General features: G+C 67.7%; 17 protein-coding genes and 1 tRNA gene. 9 read left to right on the top strand and 9 right to left on the bottom strand.

The window, feature by feature from the left end; translation table 11 throughout:
- Positions 1-2: 2 nt before the first annotated feature.
- From DEW08_RS02255 to DEW08_RS33055, 6 genes are all read right to left on the bottom strand, one after another.
- Entirely contained in the window at positions 3-1,478 is a 1,476-nt protein-coding gene (locus DEW08_RS02255; RefSeq protein WP_109324139.1) for a DNA primase family protein, read from the bottom strand.
- 242 nt (positions 1,479-1,720) lie between these two features.
- Positions 1,721-1,796, bottom strand: a tRNA-Lys gene (locus tag DEW08_RS02250).
- A 186-nt stretch (positions 1,797-1,982) separates the two neighbouring features.
- Positions 1,983-2,543 (bottom strand): pantetheine-phosphate adenylyltransferase, encoded by a 561-nt coding sequence (coaD, locus tag DEW08_RS02245; RefSeq protein ID WP_109324138.1) that lies wholly within the window; start codon positions 2,541-2,543, stop codon positions 1,983-1,985.
- A gap of 26 nt (positions 2,544-2,569) precedes the next feature.
- Positions 2,570-5,368 carry a DNA gyrase subunit A gene (gyrA, locus tag DEW08_RS02240; RefSeq protein ID WP_109324137.1) on the bottom strand — a complete coding sequence of 933 codons (2,799 nt, stop codon included), beginning with the start codon at positions 5,366-5,368 and terminating at the stop codon, positions 2,570-2,572.
- Positions 5,369-5,511: 143 nt separating this feature from the next.
- Complete coding sequence (locus DEW08_RS33060) at positions 5,512-5,880, bottom strand: MATE family efflux transporter (protein WP_281262033.1); 369 nt, start codon at positions 5,878-5,880, stop codon at positions 5,512-5,514.
- Positions 5,877-6,866, bottom strand: coding sequence for an MATE family efflux transporter (locus DEW08_RS33055; protein ID WP_281262032.1), 990 nt, complete (start codon positions 6,864-6,866; stop codon positions 5,877-5,879). Before DEW08_RS33055 ends, DEW08_RS33060 begins: the two co-directional genes overlap by 4 nt.
- Positions 6,867-7,088: 222 nt before the next feature.
- Between DEW08_RS33055 and DEW08_RS02230 the strand changes: the two genes are divergently transcribed.
- The 4 genes from DEW08_RS02230 (at position 7,089) to DEW08_RS02215 (ending at position 9,202) form a co-directional block, all read left to right on the top strand.
- Positions 7,089-7,241 carry an entericidin A/B family lipoprotein gene (locus tag DEW08_RS02230; RefSeq protein WP_109324136.1) on the top strand — a complete coding sequence of 51 codons (153 nt, stop codon included), beginning with the start codon at positions 7,089-7,091 and terminating at the stop codon, positions 7,239-7,241.
- A gap of 28 nt (positions 7,242-7,269) precedes the next feature.
- Positions 7,270-7,470, top strand: coding sequence for a hypothetical protein (locus tag DEW08_RS02225; protein WP_109324135.1), 201 nt, complete (start codon positions 7,270-7,272; stop codon positions 7,468-7,470).
- Between the two features lie 391 nt (positions 7,471-7,861).
- Positions 7,862-8,542 (top strand): calcium-binding protein, encoded by a 681-nt coding sequence (locus tag DEW08_RS02220; RefSeq protein WP_109324134.1) that lies wholly within the window; start codon positions 7,862-7,864, stop codon positions 8,540-8,542.
- 207 nt (positions 8,543-8,749) lie between these two features.
- A complete protein-coding gene (locus DEW08_RS02215) occupies positions 8,750-9,202 on the top strand; it encodes a hypothetical protein (protein ID WP_109324133.1) in 453 nt (150 codons plus the stop codon).
- 101 nt (positions 9,203-9,303) lie between these two features.
- Here DEW08_RS02215 and DEW08_RS02210 read toward each other — a convergent pair whose 3' ends face one another.
- On the bottom strand, positions 9,304-9,777 hold the full coding sequence (locus DEW08_RS02210) for a single-stranded DNA-binding protein (protein WP_109324122.1): 474 nt from the start codon (positions 9,775-9,777) through the stop codon (positions 9,304-9,306).
- A 443-nt stretch (positions 9,778-10,220) separates the two neighbouring features.
- On the opposite strand from DEW08_RS02210, the gene uvrA reads away from it, so the two are divergent.
- From uvrA to DEW08_RS02185, 5 genes are all read left to right on the top strand, one after another.
- Positions 10,221-13,070 (top strand): excinuclease ABC subunit UvrA, encoded by a 2,850-nt coding sequence (gene uvrA, locus DEW08_RS02205; protein WP_109324121.1) that lies wholly within the window; start codon positions 10,221-10,223, stop codon positions 13,068-13,070.
- A gap of 100 nt (positions 13,071-13,170) precedes the next feature.
- On the top strand, positions 13,171-13,374 hold the full coding sequence (locus DEW08_RS02200) for a hypothetical protein (protein WP_109324118.1): 204 nt from the start codon (positions 13,171-13,173) through the stop codon (positions 13,372-13,374).
- A 135-nt stretch (positions 13,375-13,509) separates the two neighbouring features.
- Positions 13,510-13,854, top strand: a complete 345-nt coding sequence (locus tag DEW08_RS02195; RefSeq protein ID WP_109324115.1) for a nucleotidyltransferase family protein — start codon at positions 13,510-13,512, stop codon at positions 13,852-13,854.
- A 51-nt stretch (positions 13,855-13,905) separates the two neighbouring features.
- Positions 13,906-15,243 carry a methylenetetrahydrofolate--tRNA-(uracil(54)-C(5))-methyltransferase (FADH(2)-oxidizing) TrmFO gene (gene trmFO, locus DEW08_RS02190; protein ID WP_109324114.1) on the top strand — a complete coding sequence of 446 codons (1,338 nt, stop codon included), beginning with the start codon at positions 13,906-13,908 and terminating at the stop codon, positions 15,241-15,243.
- A 156-nt stretch (positions 15,244-15,399) separates the two neighbouring features.
- Complete coding sequence (locus DEW08_RS02185; RefSeq protein WP_245986081.1) at positions 15,400-17,445, top strand: methyl-accepting chemotaxis protein; 2,046 nt, start codon at positions 15,400-15,402, stop codon at positions 17,443-17,445.
- Between the two features lie 121 nt (positions 17,446-17,566).
- Here the strand turns inward: DEW08_RS02185 and DEW08_RS02180 are convergent, their stop codons facing one another.
- Both DEW08_RS02180 and DEW08_RS02175 read right to left on the bottom strand, forming a co-directional pair.
- A complete protein-coding gene (locus DEW08_RS02180; RefSeq protein WP_109325240.1) occupies positions 17,567-17,971 on the bottom strand; it encodes a VOC family protein in 405 nt (134 codons plus the stop codon).
- A 17-nt stretch (positions 17,972-17,988) separates the two neighbouring features.
- On the bottom strand, positions 17,989-18,843 hold the full coding sequence (locus DEW08_RS02175) for a phytoene/squalene synthase family protein (RefSeq protein WP_109324112.1): 855 nt from the start codon (positions 18,841-18,843) through the stop codon (positions 17,989-17,991).
- Positions 18,844-18,884 lie beyond the last annotated feature (41 nt).

Raw genomic sequence — 18,884 nt, 5'->3', positions numbered from 1 at the left:
CGTTACGTCGCAAAGCCGGTCTTCTCCATCCGCAATCCGGTGATGACCTTCCCCTTGTTTGTTGGCTTCCATGCGATGCGCGACTGAGGGTCCGCAGCCAGCATGCGCTGCTTGAAGATGTTGGCGTTTGGAATCCTATCGTAACCTTCGCCCTTTGCCCACACACTGAATGCTGAATACGCCAAACTGGACGGAACTGCGTCCTCTGCCTTCCCCGTCACCTCGCACTCTTCGTTCAGCCATGCCAGGACAACGTCCGAATTGAACAGCCAGTCATCCAGTGCCTGCTTGCATGCCTGGGACTCATGGAAGAATCCCGCCTGCACCAGTGACACCGCTCCTGCGATCAGCCAAGCCAGAAGCCCATCCGCTTCCTCGTCCGCGATCCGTGCGCCGATGTTCTCCACCTTCTCCGAGTCGGGGATCGACCGCTCGAACGGCACAATCAGCAGTCGCCGACGCACGCCGCGATCTGCGCCGCCGATGAAACTAGGGAGGACGTTCGTGCTGAAGACATGCTGCGCGACAGGGCGGACTTCCACCGCAAGCCTCCTCACCTCCCGCCCGCTCAGCGCTTCACCCGTAACGACGCGCTTGAAGGTGTCTGAAGTCACCGCAGCGGCGGACAACTCGTCACAGGTGTTCAGCAGCTTGCCCGACAGGCGCGGTATGTAGCGCTCGTCGCCGATTTGCTGGATGGAGAAGGCGCACACGGCATCGGCAGGCAGAAACGCGCGGAAGCACTCAAGGAACTGGCTCTTGCCGTTTTCTGCGGTCTGACCGTGCAACACAGCCGCCTTCGGTTTCTTCAGCTTCGTCGCCATGCCAGCAATAGCCGCCCCGCCGATCTGACTGAGCATGAGGATCCGTGCAGCCGATTCATCGGGTTCAAGGTTGGCAAAGCAGCCGTTCAGCAACTTCGTTAGCAGCGGACCCGGCAGCGCCGGCTTCTCGGCGTCGTAGTGTGCTTCGATCAGATGCCGCTGTTTGTGTCGCGGGCTGTGCTCGTAGATTGTTCCGCCGTTCGGCCCGATCTCGACAAAGCCTGTGAGGCAGTTGATCCCGATTGGCGCATCCGAGAAGAAGTTGCGCACCGTCATCAGCATAGCGACTTCGTGCAAAATCGAATCGATACGCCCCTTGTTCAACAGCACCTTGTCGCGCTTACCACCCGGCTTCAGGTAGAACTTGCCATCGAATTTGTGCGCGTATTGGCGCAGGATTTCATCCGGCAGCGGAACCCAGTGGGTAGCCGAGAAAGACCAAAACTCACCCTCCGTGAAAACCACACTGCCGTACTGGTAAATCAGCATATCCCGCGTCAGGTAGGACATCTCCACGTCGGAACCGTGCTCCAGCACGCTCGGGAGCGCGAACTCCGGATTCGGAGCGACCGCGAACGGATCGTACGGGACAATCGCACCCTGCGTGTCCCGAGAGGGTACCAATGCCGGTGACGTGGACAGTTGGGTGGACATGGGAGAGCCTTTCGGGTGCCTGTGCACGCCCTACCACACGCCCGCTTAAGGTCACGTTACCGCCTTCAAGGCCCAGCAGGACGAGGAGGATGGTGATTCGGGCGCACTCGCCTTCACCAACGCAAGCATCGCCTTGGTCCGTAGAAACGCAGACCGTTGCGACCGGCGGACCAAGCGCGGACCGAAGCCTCAATCACTGGCTTGGTCTTCGCTGCAACACCTACCTAACTGCTTGAAAGAGATGGTGATCCGGGTGGGACTCGAACCCACGACCACATGATTAAAAGTCACGTGCTCTACCGACTGAGCTACCGGATCGTGCCCGTTGCAAGCCCTCTCGGGCGGACGGGTTTCGGTGCTGCCGAACCGCCCCCTGCGCAGGTTGGCGCACCATAGGGATGTGCACCGCATAGGTCAACCCCCGGCGCTTTCCGACACACCCCCGAACGGCCCTCCGAAGGCTCTCCGCGGGGACCCGGACCTGCACCGCCAGACCTATCGCCGTCAGCCCTGCGGCTGGGTGATCGGCGCGGGGTTGGCCTTGGCATCCTCCAGGGCGAAGCGCTCGGCAAGCTGCAGCGCCACCCGCGGCGAGACGAAGCCGCGGATGTCGCCGCCAAGCCGCCCGATCTCCTTCACGAACCGGGAGGAGATGAACTGGTGCCTGTCCGATGCCATCAGAAAAATGGTTTCGATGTTCGGGTTCAGGCGGGCGTTCATGCCCGCCATCTGGAACTCGTACTCGAAATCGGAGACGGCGCGCAGGCCCCGGATGATCACGCTGGCGTTCATCTCCACCGCGAAATGCATCAGCAGCGTGTCGAAGGCCCGCACCTCGACGCTGGCGCCGTTGCTGTGGGAGGTGCCGTTGGTCAGGGCGGCCACGTCCTCCCGCACCATCGCGACCCGCTCGTCCGTCGAGAAGAGCGGGCCCTTGCCGGCGTTCCGGGCAACGCCGACGATCAGATGGTCGACCTGCCGCGAGGCGCGCTGGATGATGTCCAGGTGCCCGTTGGTGATCGGATCGAAGGTGCCGGGATAGACACCGATGCGGCGCTTGGACATGGAAGATACCCTTTCCGCCCTTTACGTTACTCGCCCGTCACACCGGCGTCGCCGGCCCCGGTCTCGCCGCCATCCTCAGGAGCACCCGGATCCGAACCGCCCAGATCCGAGCCGCCCAGATCCGAGCCGTTCCCGTTCTCGCCCTCCTCGTCGGCGATGGAGGCGACCGAGACCACCCGCTCCTCCGCGGCGACGCGGAACAGCGTGACGCCGAGGGTCTTGCGGCCGGCGATGCGGACGTCGTGCAGCGGCATGCGGATCACCTGCCCGCTGTTGGTCACCATCATCACCTGATGGCTCTCCTCCACCGGGAAGGCGGCGACGATCGAGCCGTTGCGCTCGCCCATCTCCATGTTCCAGATGCCCTGCCCGCCGCGCCCGGTCACCCGGTACTCGTAGGACGAGGTGCGCTTGCCGTAGCCGCGGTCGGAGACGGTCAGGATGTACTGCTCCAGCCGCTTCAGCTCCTCATAGCGCTCCTGGGTGAGGGTGACCGCCTCGGCCGAGACCTCGTCGGCCTCGGGCGCGGCCTCGCCCTCCATCTCCACGCCGTCCTCGCGCTTCTTCTTGAGATAGGCGGCACGCTCCTCGGGGCCGGACTCGACATGGCGCAGGATCGACATCGAGACGACCTCGTCGCCCTCCGCCAGCCGGATGCCGCGCACGCCGGTGGAGGTGCGGCCGGCGAAGACGCGCACATCGTCCACCGCGAAGCGGATGCACTTGCCGTCGCGGGTCGCCAGCAGCACGTCGTCCGTCTCCTGGCAGGTGTGGACGGCGATCAGCCGCTCGCCCTCCTCCTCCAGCTTCATGGCGATCAGGCCGTTGGAGCGGATGTTGGCGAAGTCCGACATGCGGTTGCGCCGGACATTGCCCCTGGAGGTGGCGAAGACGACGTGCAGGTCGGCCCAGGTCGCCTCGTCCTCCGGCAGCGGCAGGACGGTGGTGATGGTCTCCCCGTCGATCAGCGGCAGCAGGTTGACGAAGGCCTTGCCGCGCGACTGCGGGTTGCCCAGCGGCAGGCGGTAGACCTTCAGCTTGTAGACCATGCCGCGGTTCGAGAAGAGCAGCAGCGGCGTGTGGGTGTTGGCGACGAACAGGTCGCTGACCGCGTCCTCCGCCTTCATCGCCATGCCGGTGCGGCCCTTGCCGCCGCGCTTCTGCGCCCGGTAGGTCGACAGCGGCACGCGCTTCACGTAGCCCGACTGGCTGACGGTGACGACCATGTCCTCGCGCTGGATCAGGTCCTCGATGTCGGCCTCGAACTCGAGATCCTGGATCTCGGTGCGGCGCGGGTTGCCGAACCGCTCCTTCATCTCCACCAGCTCGTCGCGCAGGATGCCCAGCAGCTTGGTGCGGTTGGAGAGGGTCTCCAGGAAGTCGGCGATCTGGTCGGTCACCTCGCGCAGCTCGGCGCCGATCTTGTCGCGCTCCAGCCCGGTCAGGCGGTGCAGGCGCAGGTCGAGGATGGCACGGGCCTGGACTTCCGACAGGCGGTAGGTGCCCTGCGGGCTGACGCCGCGGCCCGGCTCGTCGATCAGCTCGATCAGCGGGCCGACGTCATGGACCGGCCACTCGCGCGCCATCATCTCCTCGCGCGCCCAGACCGGGTCGGGGGCGCTGCGGATCAGCCCGATCATCGCGTCGAGGTTGGCGACGGCCACGGCCAGACCAGCCAAGGTGTGCGCCCGCTCGCGCGCCTTGCCCAGCAGGAACTCGGTCCGCCGGGTGATGACCTGCTCGCGGAAGCGCACGAAGGCGGCGATGACCTGCCGCAGGTTCATCAGCTCCGGCCGGCCGCCGTTCAGCGCCAGCATGTTGACGCCGAAGGAGGTCTGGAGCTGGGTGTGACGGAAGAGCTGGGCCAGCACCACGTCGGGAACCGCGTCGCGCTTCAGCTCGATCACCACGCGCACGCCGTCGCGGTCCGATTCGTCGCGCAGGTCGGAGATGCCCTCGACGATCTTGTCGTTGACGACCTCGCCGATGCGCTCCATCAGCTTCGACTTGTTGACCTGATACGGGATCTCGGTCGCGACGATGGCGAGGCGGTCCTTGCGCACCTCCTCGATCTCGGTCCTGGCGCGCAGGATGATGGTGCCGCGCCCGGTCAGCAGCGCACTGCGGCTGCCCGACCGGCCAAGGATCAGGCCGCCGGTCGGGAAGTCCGGACCCGGCACATGCTCCAGCAGCTCTTCGTCGGTGATGTCGTTGTTGTCGATGAAGGCGCAGCAGGCGTCGATCACCTCGCCCAGGTTGTGGGTCGGGATGTTGGTCGCCATGCCGACGGCGATGCCGCCGGCGCCGTTCACCAGCAGGTTCGGGAAGCGCGCCGGCACGACGGCGGGCTCGCGTCCCGAATCGTCGTAGTTCGGCTGGAAATCGACGGTGTCCTTGTCGATGTCGTCGAGCAGCGATTCGGCCGCCTTGGCGAGCCGCGCCTCGGTATAGCGCATGGCCGCCGGCGGGTCGCCGTCCATCGAGCCGAAGTTGCCCTGCCCGTCGATCAGCGGCAGGCGCATCGAGAAGTCCTGCGCCATGCGGACCATGGCGTCGTAGATCGCGCTGTCGCCGTGCGGGTGGTACTTACCCATCACGTCGCCGACGATGCGCGCCGACTTCTTGTAGGGCTTGGAGGAGTCGTAGCCGCCTTCCTTCATGGCATACAGGATGCGGCGATGCACCGGCTTCAGCCCGTCGCGGACGTCGGGCAGCGCGCGGCTGACGATCACGCTCATCGCGTAGTCGAGATACGACCGGCGCATCTCGTCTTCGATGGTCACCGGCGCGATGTCGGAAGCGGGAGGCAGAGGCGTATTGCTCAAGGACCAGGCTCGTTCTTCGGTCTGCAGCGCCGCTTACGCGGCCCGCGCGGCCCGGGAGGACCGCGTTCGGTATATAGTAATTCCTACCAGCTTTCGCATATGCACACAACGCTCGGACCACCAATGATCAGTCGCGTGACGGATCAACGACGGCTCAGCATCGCAAAGCGCAGCGAAAGGACGGTGACGGATACCACACTGGCGATCAGAATACCCTCAAAAAGACCACGTTCACCCCTGCCGAGACCCAGCGAGAGGTAGGCGGATACCGGAATCATCACCACGGCGTAAGAAACGAAGTGCAATGCCGTGGGTACCCAGGCGTCGTGGCGGCCGCGCAGCGCATTGGCCATCACCGTCTGCCCGCCGTCGGCGACCAGCACCCAGGCGCCGAAGGCGATCAGCGGCGCGACGTGGGACAGCAGATCCGGATCGCCGGTGTAGATGCGGCCGATCTCCTCCGGCAGCAGGCGGTAGAGGACCCCGACTCCGGCCAGGATCGCGCTGGTCACCCCAGACCGGTCCAGCCGGCCAGGACCATGTCGCTGCGGTCGCCGCGGCCGTAGGCCACCCCCACCCGCACCGCGGTGGCCGAGGCCAGCCCGACCGCCGCCATGAAGGGCAGCGCGATCAGGTTCAGCCCGATCGCATAGGCGGCCAGCGCCAGCGGCGAGATCATGCCGGCGAACAGCCCCAGCGCCGCGAAGGCCGCGCTTTCCACCCCGATGCTGAGGCCGGCGGCATAGCCGAGGTTGCGCTGCCGCCTCGCCCCGCTCCACCAGTTCCCCACCGGCCGGCGCACCTGCCAGCGGTCATGGTCGGCCATCGACCAGACATGGGCGACCAGCGCCAGCCCCATGCCCCAGCGCACCACGGTGGTCGCCCAGGCGGAGCCCACCGCGCCCATCGGGTCGAGCCCGGCATGACCCCAGACCAGCACCCAGGCCAGCAGGGCGTTCAGGATGTTGCCGACGATCATCACGACCATGCCCGGAGTCGGGCGCTTGATCCCCTCCAGGAAGAAGCCGGTGGTGATGTAGAGCATCATGCCGGGACTGCCGAGCCCCAGCACGGCCAGCACCTCGGCCCCGCCGCGCGCCATCTCCTCCGTCTGGCCGCCGGCGCGGAAGATCGGCAGGCCGAGAAGCGAGACCGCGGCGAACAGGACGCCCAGCATCAGGGCATAGGGGATCGAGCGCCGCCACGCCCGGCCGCAGTCCGCCTCGTTTCCCGAACCGAGCGCATGGGCCGTGGTGGTGACGGTCCCCATCAGCAGCCCGACGCCGCTCGCCGTCATGATGTTGGCGGGCAGATGGGCCAGCCCGTAAAGGGCGAGTTCCTGCGCGGCGTAGCGCCCGACGATGGCCGTGTCGACCGCCATCATCACCATCAGCCCGGCGCGCGAGACGATCACCGGAGCGGCGAGGCGCGCGAGCTCCCCCACATGGCCGCGCAGGCGACGGCCCAGGCGGGGTTCGGCACAGATCGTGTCGGTCATCGTCGCGCACCAGAGGTTGCAGGTTCGCCGGAGGGCGGCCGGCCATCTTGACGGTCCGCCGGAGCGCGTCAAGGCCGCTCCGGCACGGCGGGAGGACCCTTGCGCGGCACGCATGACTTGCCGGAACCAACCTCCCGCCGGCGCCGTTGTCAGGACGAGAGGACATCGGGGACCGGCGCCGCACGGTCCTTATGCGACCAGCCATTGGGAAAGGAGCCGACGATGAGCCGTACGATCCCATTTCCCGTCCACCAGATCGCCCTGGCCAGCGTCTTCCTGGCGCTCGCCGCCATGCTCGGCGGCTGCAACACCGTCGAGGGCATGGGGCAGGACGTGCAATCCGGCGGGCGCGCCATCGAACGAACCGCCCAATGACCCGCCGACAGCGATGAGGAGCAGCCGGATGACATCCTACAACCATGGCCTGTCCGCGGCGGGAAACCCGCCGGAGATCCCCTCCCCCGGCACGCCGGTCACGCCGGAGCCGACCCATCCGGGCGCCCCGGACCCCTATCCGATTCCGGCCAATCCCGACGTGCCGCCGGAGATGCCGCCGCCGGCCGAGCAGCCGGTCCCGGGAGCGCCGAACCCGACGACCGCCTGACCCGCGGCCCTCCCCCGAAGACCAGGAAAGGCGGTGGCCGGCGGCCCCGCCTTTTCCATGCCCGGTGCCCGGTCATCGCCGACCATCACGAAGGCTGATCGCGGCGGTTGATCGCGGTCGATCGCCCCAGTTCCCAGCTTGAGCTCGGCAGTCGACACCGGAATGTCGCCTCGCAGCCACGACCAAAAAATCTCACCTCAAAGAAACAACCCGGAATCATTGCTTCATGTTCAGAACGAATTCAAAAAGAAAATTTGCTTAAATATTTATATACCTGTGTCAAGTGACCCTGAGCCGAGGGGAGTGCTTCGTTTTTCTATTTCCAGCAGTGCCGTTGTTCTGGTTAACATTTCGTTAACTCACGGGCAGTGAGCTGATGGAGGAGCAAAAAATGGGCACCTACTGGGGGAAGACCACCAACGACACCCTGTCCGGCAGCACGGGCAACGACACGATGCACGGCCTGCAGGGTGACGACTGGCTGAACGGGCTGGACGGCAACGACAAGCTGCTGGGGGAGGCGGGCAACGATACGCTGATCGGCGGGATCGGCAACGACACGATGTATGGCGGGGCGGGCAACGATTGGATCGGCGACCCCTACGGCAACGAGTTGGGCGACGACAAGCTGTTCGGCGACGACGGCAACGACCAGCTCTTCGGCGGGCCGGGCAACGACACGCTCGACGGCGGAATCGGCGACGACACCGTCAAGGGCGGCCGCGGCGACGACCGGCTGATCGGCGGCGCCGGCAACGACGTCCTGACCGACACCTATCGCGACGATGGCCGCGACATCTTCCAGCCCGGCGCCGGCGACGACACGATGGTCAGCTACTTCGACGGCCAGACCGATCTCTTCCTGCTGGAGAAGACGACCGGCGGGTTCGGCCACGACCAGATCTATTACTTCGAACCGGCGATCGACCGGATCGAGTTCAGCGGCTTCACCGCCGCCGAGCTTACCGTGACCAATTCGGAGAGCGGAACGACCTTCGCCTTCACCGACGGATCGCGGCTGACGGTGAACGCTGTCGGGTTGCTCGCCGGCCGCGACTACGCCTTCACCTGATCCGGCACGCGACGGGAACGAACAGGCGGGGCAAGGGGAGCCCCGCCTGTTCGTTCATCCGGTTCCCGGACAATCTGCCTTCTGCCGCCCTGCTCTTCCGCAGTCACCCGTCGGAGGCGGGGAACCGCAAGCTTCGCCGCCGGCGTTTCACCGGATATCGCCCCGTCCCTGACGGAAGTGCGGTCCCGAGAGGAGGAGAAAGCCACGATGAAGACGCCCACGCGCCGCCCGGCCGCCGCCCTGGCGGGTTTCGCCCTGTGCGCCCCGATGCTGGCGCTCGGCGCCTGTGCCGGCACGGTCAACGACCCGGCGCCCCCGGTCGCCGAACTGCCGCCGCTCCAGGTGGTGGGGCTGACGCTGCAATCCCGCGACGGGTCGCGCGTGCTGGGCAACATCAAGGACCTGGTGATCGCGCCGGACGGCAGAATCCAGCAGGCGATCGTGGAGAGCGGGTCGCCGATGTACACCACCGCCCGCCGGGTGGCGGTGGATTCCAGCGCGCTGCGCTATGCCCCCAACCTGCAGACCGTCCGCCTGTCGGGCATGAGCGCCGAGGAGTTCGCGGCCCTGCCGGCTCCGGGCAGTGCGCCGGCCGGCTACCCCGCCACCGGTCCGGCCGACGGCGCCGCCACCAACTGGTACGGCGTCCGGGTCCGCTGAGCGGCAAAAGAAAACCGGCGCCACCCCATCGGGCAACGCCGGTCCCGTCGTTCGACAGCAGGTCGGTCGCGACCTTGAAGACAGAAGGTCGCGCCGCGGCCTCAGAACGGGATCTCGTCGTCCAGATCCTCATGCCGGGGCGGGGTGCTGCCGCCGCTGCGGCCACCGCCGCCCGAGCCGCCGCCATACCCGCCGCCACCGCCCGAGCCGCCACGCGACTCGTAGCCGCCACCGCCGCCGCCATAGCCGCCGCCTTCGCCGCCCTCACGGGCGCCGCCGGTGAAGTCAATCTCGTTCACGCGGACCGAGAGCCCGGCGCCGCGGGTGCCGTCGCGCTTCTCGTACTCGCGGATCGTGACCTCGCCGGAAACGACCACCTGCTTGCCCTTGGTCAGATGCGGGGCCAGCGCCTCGGCCCGGCGGCCCCAGATCGAGCAGTCGACCCACTGCGTCGTCTTGCGCTCGCCGAAGCCCACGTCATTGGCGACGCGGAAGCCCAGCACCTTCTCCCCGCTCTGGGTCGTGCGCAGTTCACCGTCGGCGCCCAGGCGTCCCGTAAAGGTCCATACATTCATCGTTCGCTACTCCCAAGCGCGCATGTCCCGGCATCCAGCCGACCCGGTCGACGCCTGGCGGAGAGGCGTCCGGATGCCGAGGAGTCCCGTTCGCAGGGCCGGCCTCGTAGAGGGACGACCTTGCCGGATCGGCGCGCAGCGAAGCATGCCGACTCGGCGGAGGTCAACCGCCGTCGCAGTGTCCGCCCCATTCCCGCCCGGCGCATGCGCTCCGCCACCGGAATGAGAACACTACAGGAACAAATATAGCAGACCCGGATGGTCCGTGAAACCGATTCCTTGGCCCGCTCCGCGATTTTCCGGACACTGCCCTGCATCCCTGCGGCCGAGGTGGCAATCCTCCTGCTCCCGGCACATATCTGTCCGGCCCCGGCCTGCCCGGCGGCCATATCCCGATATCGTGGCCTCTTCCCAACCGCCTTCCGTTCGGTTAAGAACACTCCATGAACAAATTCATCAGCGTCCGCGGCGCGCGCGAACACAATCTGAAGAACGTCGACGTGGACCTGCCGCGCGACGAGCTGATCGTGATCACCGGCCTGTCGGGATCCGGCAAGTCGTCCCTGGCCTTCGACACCATCTACGCCGAGGGTCAGCGCCGCTATGTCGAGAGCCTGTCGGCCTACGCGCGCCAGTTCCTGGAGCTGATGCAGAAGCCGGACGTCGATTCGATCGAGGGGCTGTCGCCCGCCATTTCGATCGAGCAGAAGACGACGTCGAAGAACCCGCGCTCCACCGTCGGCACGGTGACGGAGATCTACGACTACATGCGCCTGCTGTGGGCGCGGGTCGGCATCCCCTATTCGCCGGCGACCGGCCTGCCCATCGAAAGCCAGACGATCAGCCAGATGGTGGACCGCATCCTGGCCATGGCGGAGGGCACCCGCCTGCTGCTGCTCGCCCCCTTCGTGCGCGGTCGCAAGGGCGAGTACAAGAAGGAAATCCAGGACCTGCGCAAGCGCGGCTTCCAGCGCGTGCGGGTCGACGGCACCATGTACGAGATCGACGAGGTGCCGGCCCTCAACAAGAAGCTGAAGCACGATATCGAGGTGGTCGTCGACCGCATCGTGGTGCGCGACGGGCTGGGCAACCGGCTCGCCGATTCGCTGGAGACGGCGCTGGGGCTGGCCGACGGCATCGTCTTCGTCGAGAACGCCGATTCGGGCGAACAGACCGTCTTCTCGCAGAAGTTCGCCTGCCCGGTCTCCGGCTTCACCATCCCGGAGATCGAGCCGCGGCTGTTCTCCTTCAACAACCCGTTCGGCGCCTGCCCGGCCTGCGACGGGCTGGGCAGCAAGATCTACTTCGACCCGATGCTGGTGGTGCCGGACGAGCGGCTGACGCTCGCCAAGGGGGCCATCGCGCCGTGGGCCGGCTCGACCTCCAAATACTACGATCAGACGCTGGAGAGCATCGCCAAGCATTTCGGCGTGTCGACGGCGACGCCCTGGGCCGAGCTGCCGGAGGAGGTGAAGCAGACCATCCTCTACGGCTCCAAGGGGCCGATCACGATGACCTACGACGACGGCCTGCGCAGCTACCAGACGAACAAGGCGTTCGAGGGCATCGTCAACAACCTGGAACGGCGCTACCGCGAGACGGAAAGCGCCTGGATGCGCGACGAGCTGTCGAAGTACCAGTCCTCCCAACCCTGCGAGGCGTGCCGGGGGGCACGCCTGAAGCCGGAGGCGCTGGCGGTCAAGGTGCGCGGACTCAACATCTCCCAGGCGGCGGAAATGTCGATCGCCGAGGCGGGCGCGTGGTTCGGCTCGCTGAACGACCACCTCCGCCCGAAGGACAAGGAGATCGCCTACCGCATCCTGAAGGAGATCAACGAGCGGCTGGGCTTCCTCAACGCGGTCGGGCTGGAATACCTGACGCTCAGCCGCGGATCCGGCTCGCTGTCGGGCGGCGAGAGCCAGCGAATCCGGCTCGCCTCGCAGATCGGGTCCGGCCTCACCGGCGTGCTCTACGTGCTGGACGAGCCCTCCATCGGCCTGCACCAGCGCGACAACGACCGGCTGCTGGAGACGCTGAAGCGGCTGCGCGACATCGGCAACACGGTGGTCGTCGTCGAACATGACGAGGACGCCATCCGCAGCGCCGACTATCTGGTCGACATGGGACCGGGCGCCGGCCAGCACGGCGGCACCGTCATCGCCCAGGGCACGCCGGCGGAGGTGCAGAAGAACCCCGACAGCATCACCGCCCAGTACCTCAACGGCACCCGCTTCGTCCCGGTGCCCCAGGCCCGCCGGCCGGGCCATCCCGGCCAGTTCCTGGAGGTGACGGGCGCGCGGGCCAACAACCTGAAGGACGTCTCGACGAAGATTCCGCTGGGCACCTTCACCTGCGTGACCGGCGTGTCGGGCGGCGGCAAGTCGACCCTGATCATCGAGACGCTGTACAAGGCGGTGGCGCGCAAGCTGATGGGCGCCCGCGAGCATCCGGCCGAGCATGACGCGGTGCTGGGGCTGGAGCATCTCGACAAGGTCATCGACATCGACCAGTCGCCGATCGGCCGCACGCCGCGCTCCAACCCGGCGACCTACACCGGCGCCTTCACCCCGATCCGCGACTGGTTCGCCGGCCTGCCGGAGGCGAAGGCCCGCGGCTACGGCCCCGGCCGCTTCTCCTTCAACGTCAAGGGCGGCCGCTGCGAGGCCTGCCAGGGCGACGGCGTCATCAAGATCGAGATGCACTTCCTGCCGGACGTCTACGTCACCTGCGACGTCTGCCACGGCAAGCGCTACAACCGCGAGACGCTGGAGGTCACCTACCGCGACAAGACCATCGCCGACGTGCTCGACATGACGGTCGAGGAGGGCAAGGAGTTCTTCAAGGCCGTTCCCGGCATCCGGGACAAGCTGGAGACGCTGGAGCGCGTCGGGCTCGGCTACATCCACATCGGCCAGCCGGCGACGACGCTGTCCGGCGGCGAGGCGCAGCGCGTCAAGCTGTCCAAGGAGCTGAGCCGCCGCGCCACCGGCCGCACGCTTTACATCCTCGACGAGCCGACCACCGGCCTGCATTTCGCCGACGTGGAAAAGCTGCTGGAGGTGCTCCACGCGCTGGTCGACCAGGGCAACACCGTGCTGGTCATCGAGCATAACCTGGAGGTCATCAAGACGGCCGACTGGATCGTCGACCTGGGGCCGGAGGGCGGTACCGGCGGCGGCGAGATCGTCGCCGAAGGAACGCCCGAGGAGGTGGTGAAGGTGCAGCGCAGCTACACCGGCCGGTACCTCGCCCCCTACCTGACGGCGAAGCCCAAGTCCCGGAAGAGGGCGTGACGGGGGCGCGAAAGGGCCACCGCCCCCGGCACCGGTGAACAAAGCACGCGGGATGGGCGTTTCCCCGGCACGCTTCGCTTCGAAGGAAGGGAAACCCATCATGACGAAGACTCTCCTCACCGGTGTCGGGGCCGCCTTCGGCGCGGCGGTGCTGCTCGCCGCCTGCGGCTCCAGCGACACCACCCGGACGACGACCTCGACGACGACCACCACCGTGCCGTCCGCCGGCTCCTCGACCGTGGTGACGCCGGCGCCCTCGGGCTCCACCACCATCGAGCGCAGCACGACGACCAAGACCGAATAGGCCCTCCGCCCCGGCGGCGGACCCGACCGGCGGCCGGCCATCCGCGGCTTGCGGAGGCCGGCCGTCCTGTTTCCGGCGCCGGAACCGGCAGGCGGACCCGACCGGAGCCCCGCCCGGCTGTGCTATGATCGGGCGATGATGAACGAAGTCCGCCTCCGCGCGCTGGACACCGTCAAGCGGACCGTCTTCGACCGGCTTGCCGGCCATCCCGCGCGCGTGTACCTGTTCGGCTCCCGCGCGCGGGGCGACGCCGGGCAGCGGAGCGGCATCGATGTGGCGATCGAGCCGCCCGAGCCGCGGCAGCCCGGCCTGATCGCGCTGATCGACGAGGATCTGGAAGAGAGCACGGTGCCCTATTTCGTCGATGTCGTGGACCTGTCCACCGCCGGATCGAAGCTGCGCGATGCCGTGAAACGGGAAAGCGTGGAATGGCATCCTCCGAAGGCTCCAGAAGACCCTCGCCCTGTTTCCCGCGCCTGACGGCGCGGCCCCGCGACCCCCGTCACCTCCTGTCCGTCTGAAAGTCGAGCAATGACCAATTCCCCTCGTCCCGTCCATGTCATCGGCGGCGGTCTCGCCGGGTCGGAAGCCGCCTGGCAGCTCGCCTCGCGCGGCATTCCCGTGGTGCTGCACGAGATGCGCCCCGTCCGCGGGACAGAGGCGCACAGCACCGACAAGCTGGCGGAGCTGGTCTGCTCCAACTCCTTCCGGTCCGACGATGCCGAATACAACGCGGTCGGGCTGCTGCACGAGGAGATGCGGCGCTGCGGCTCGCTGATCCTGCGCTGCGCCGACGCGCACAAGGTGCCGGCCGGCGGAGCGCTGGCGATGGACCGCGACGGGTTCGCCGACGCCGTGACCGAAGCGATCGCCGGCCACCCGCTGATCACGGTGGAGCGCGGCGAGATCGCCGGCCTGCCGCCCGAGGACTGGGACAGCGTCGTCGTCGCCACCGGCCCCCTCACCTCCCCCGCGCTCGCCGAAGCGGTGCGGACCCTGACGGGCGAGGAGTCGCTGGCCTTCTTCGACGCCATCGCGCCCATCGTCTACCTGGAGAGCGTCGACCTGTCGAAGGCGTGGTTCCAGTCGCGCTACGACAAGCCCGGTCCCGGCGGCACCGGCAAGGACTACATCAACTGCGCCTTCGAGAAGGACGAGTACCGCGCCTTCATCGACGCCCTGGTGTCCGGCGAAAAGGTGGACTTCAAGGAGTGGGAGAAGACCACCCCCTACTTCGAAGGCTGCCTGCCCATCGAGGTGATGGCCGAGCGCGGGGTCGACACGCTGCGCTACGGGCCGATGAAGCCGGTGGGACTGACCAACCCGCACAAGCCGGAGCGCCGGCCCTACGCCGTCGTGCAGCTCCGCCAGGACAACGCGCTGGGCACGCTGTACAACCTCGTCGGCTTCCAGACCAAGCTGCGCCATGCCGAGCAGCTTCGCATCTTCCGCATGATCCCCGGCCTGGAGAAGGCGGAGTTCGCCCGGCTGGGCGGCCTGCACCGCAACACCTTCCTCAACAGCCCCCGCGTGCTCGACGGCGCCCTGCGGCTGAAGGCACAGCCGCGCCTGCGCTTCGCCGGACAGGTCACCGGCTGCGAGGGCTATGTCGAGAGTGCGGCGGTCGGGCTGCTGGCCGGCCGCTTCGCCGCCGCGGAGCGGCTGGGGCAGGACATCCTGCCGCCGCCGGCCACCACGGCGCTCGGCGCCATCCTCGGCCACATCACCGGCGGGGCGGATGCCGAGACCTTCCAGCCGATGAACGTGAACTTCGGGCTGTTCCCGCCGGTAGATGAAAAGATCAGGGGGCGCGAAAGGAAACTGGCCTACACCCGCCGGGCTCTCGCAGACCTCGCCGGCTGGATCTAAGTTGCGACAAATTTCTACAAAAGGGGGGATCGCTTGAAGCGGTAACGATTAAGCGACTATGCTTCCGGGATGATAGGAGCACCTTTTTGCGTGCAAACTATTCTTTCGGGAGTGGCGATGCTAAAAAACCTGTCGGTCGCAACAAAATTGCTCATCATGATCGCCCTGGTCACCGTTGCCGGCCTGACAGCCGGCACGGTTGCCCTGTCCATCAAGGCGACCGGGGATATCGAGGCGTTGTCCTTCGACCAGGGCAACCAGATGGCGCACCGCTACGCCGAGATGGTCCGCCGCGAGGCCAATGACGCCATGGATATCGCGCGCGTGGTGGCGGTTACGGCGGCTCGCATGAAGGCGGCCGGCACGACCGACCGCGCCGCCCTGAACGCCGTCCTGAAGGGGCTGCTCGACACCAATCCCAAGCTGTTCGGCATCTGGCTGGGGTTCGAGCCGAATGCGCTGGACGGCCGCGACCGGGAGTTCGTCAACTCTCCGGGCAGCGACAAGACCGGCCGCTACCTGACCTACTGGAACCGCGCCAACGGCGCCCCGGCGCTGGAAGCGCTGTCCACCTACGACTCTCCGGGCGAGGAGAGCGACTGGTACAACCTGCCGATGAAGACACGCAAGGAGCAGGTGATCGAGCCCTACAGCTATGCCGTCGGCGGCAAGCAGGTGCTGATGGTGTCCTTCTCCGTCCCGGTGATCGTCAACGACCAGGTGATCGGCGTCGCCGGCGTCGACATCAGCAATGACGGCGTGTGGGAGATTCTGAAGACCGCCAAGCCCTTCGGCACCGGTGCCATCTTCGCCATCTCCAACAAGGGCAAGTGGATCGCCTACTCCAACACCGAACACCTCGGCCAGCCGATCGAGAAGACCAACCCGCGGCTGGAGGCGGTGAAGCCCTTCATCCGCGACGGCAAGCCCTACCAGCAGTTCTCCGTCTCCGCCTCGCTGGGCACCGAGGTCAAGCAGCTCTTCCTGCCGGTCGAGGTCGGCGGTTCGGCGGCCCCCTGGTCGGTGCTGGTCAATTTGCCGCTCGACAAGGTCCGCGCGCCGGTGCACGAGCTCAACACGTTCCTGATCGCCGGCTGCCTGGTGATGCTTGCCGCCCTGCTGGCCGCGCTTGCGGTGGCGAGCCGCCAGATCCTCGGACGTCCGCTGCGCCGCACCATCGCCACGCTCAACGCCGTCACCAGCGGCGACACCACGGCCCGGGTCACCGATCTCGACCGCTCCGACGAGATCGGCCTGATCAGCCAGGCGCTGCTGCGCTTCCAGCAGAACACGCTGCGCCTGCAGGAGGTCGAGGCGGAGCGCCGCCGCGACGAGGAGGAGGCCGCCGAACGCCGCCGCGCGGAACTGGCCGCCGTCGCCCGCCAGTTCGAGGCATCGGTGGGGACCGAGGTCCGCGAGGCCGCCAGCCAGGCGACCGCGCTCACCGCCGACGCCCAGGGGCTCTCCGCCATGGCCGAACAGGCCGACCGCAAGGCGCAGGAGGTGGCGAGCGCCGCCGACCAGGCGAGCGTCAACGTCCAGACCGTCTCGGCCGCCGCGGAGGAGCTGTCCCACTCCATCCGCGAGATCAACGAGCGGCTGGCCCAGTCCTCGCGCCTGACCTCCGACGCGGTGGGCGAGGTGAAGCGCACCAACGCGACGGTCGAAGGACTGGCGTCGGCCGCCCAGAAGATCGGCGACGTGGTCGGACTGATCCAGTCGATCGCCGGCCAGACCAACCTGCTGGCGCTGAACGCCACCATCGAGGCGGCGCGGGCCGGCGAGGCCGGCAAGGGCTTCGCCGTCGTCGCCAGCGAGGTGAAGAGCCTCGCCAACCAGACCGCCAAGGCCACCGAGGAGATCTCCGCCCAGATCGCCGACATGCAGTCGGCCAGCGCCGGGGTGGTCCAGGCGATCCAGGGCATCGGCCAGACCATCCTGTCGATCGACCAGACCATCTCCGCCGTCGCCGCCGCCGCCGAGGAGCAGGGGGCGGCGACCCAGGAGATCAGCCGCAACGTCCACGAGGCCGCGTCGGGCACCCACAGCGTGTCGGAAAACATCGTGGAGGTGACGCGGGTGGCCGGCGAGACCGGCTCCATGGCCGACCGCATGCGCGTGGCCGTCGGCGAGATGAACGGCCGCTTCGACCGCCTGCGCACCGAGGTCGAGCGCTTCGTCTCGACCATCCGGGCGGCGTGACCGCATCGGCCCTCCCCCGGGCCGTGACCAGCCGTCTCTCCGCCGCTCGTCCCTGACCTAGGGGTCGGTCCGAACGGCGGAGAGAGTGCGGGTGCCGGCAAGGAGGGGCCGCCGACCGCGCTCAGTCGTAGAGCACCATCCCCTCCGGACGGCGGCGGCGGTAGTCCTCCAGGCGGCTGTCCAGCGACCCGACATGCAGTTCCAGCCGGTGGCCGTCGGGGTCGAGGACATAGAGCGAACAGCCCTCGCTGCGGTTCTCCCGCCACAGCGGGGCCACGGCCCGGACACGCTCGGCAAGGCCGGCGAACCCCTCCGCCGCCACGTCGAAGGCGACGTGGGTGTAGTCGCAGCGCACCGCCCGCGATGCCTGCGGATCGACCGACAGGCAGAGCCACAGCGGCCCGGCCTCCAGATAGGCGCCGGCCGGCCAGCGGGCACGCAGCCGGAACCCCAGCAGGTCGCGGTAGAAGCCGAGCGACCGGTCGAGATCGCTCACCGCCAGGGTCAGGTGGTTCAGCCCGCGCACCGGCACGCCGCCCTCCCTCAATAGCGGCCGCGCAGGGCGGCCCAGGCCAGCTTCGCCTGACGGAACGGGTTGGGCATCAGCACGCGCGGAGCGAAGACGTCGTTCCCTTCCCGCGCGATGACGGAAAGGTGGAGGTCGGCCAGCACCGCCGGCAGCAGGGCGGGCAGCGCCGCCTTCGGCAGCTTGCGGCGCAGCGACCGCGCCTCCTCCAGGTGCCGGCGGGCCACTGCCGCGACCTCCGCCACTACGGGGCGCAACTCCGGCTTGGAGCGCAGCTCGAACAGGTCGCTGGAGCGGGCGCCATGCGTCACCATAAGGTCCAGCGGCAGCATCTGGCGGTGCTGGCGGGCATGGAAGGGCACGGCGCGCAGGATTCCGGTCAGCGCATAGCCGATCCCGACATGGCGCGCCGCCGCCCGCGCCGCCTCGTCCCGCACGCCCAGCACCTCCAGCGACAGCTCGACCAGCGGCGCGCCGGTCACCTCGGCATAGTTGACGAGGCAGGTCAGGTTGGCCGGCGGATCGTCCTCCAGATCGGCTTCCCGCGCGTCGATCAGCTTGTCGAACAGGGGGCGGCTGAGCCCCAGCCCGCCGATCGCCGCGGCCAGCGGGTCCATCACGGCATGGCGGGGTACGGATCCGCCCTCATAGACAGCCGCGATGCCGTCGCGCCAGAATTGCAGACGCATCTGGCCCATGATCGGCTCGGTGACCACCTCCCTGGTCTTGGCGATCTCGAGGTTGAAGGCATGAAGCGCGAACATCGCCTCCCGCCGGTCCGCCGGAGCGAACAGACCTGTCAGAAAGTGGTCGTTGTCATATTTCCTCACCTCCCGTCCGGAATAGGACAGGGCGGCGTCAGCCTTTACCATGTGATGCCCGATGGAAAAATGGAGGTGGACGCGGTTTCGGG

This window comes from Azospirillum thermophilum, assembly GCF_003130795.1.
Taxonomy (GTDB): Bacteria; Pseudomonadota; Alphaproteobacteria; order Azospirillales; family Azospirillaceae; genus Azospirillum; species Azospirillum thermophilum.
This window is presented reverse-complemented; position numbering and strand designations above follow the sequence as displayed.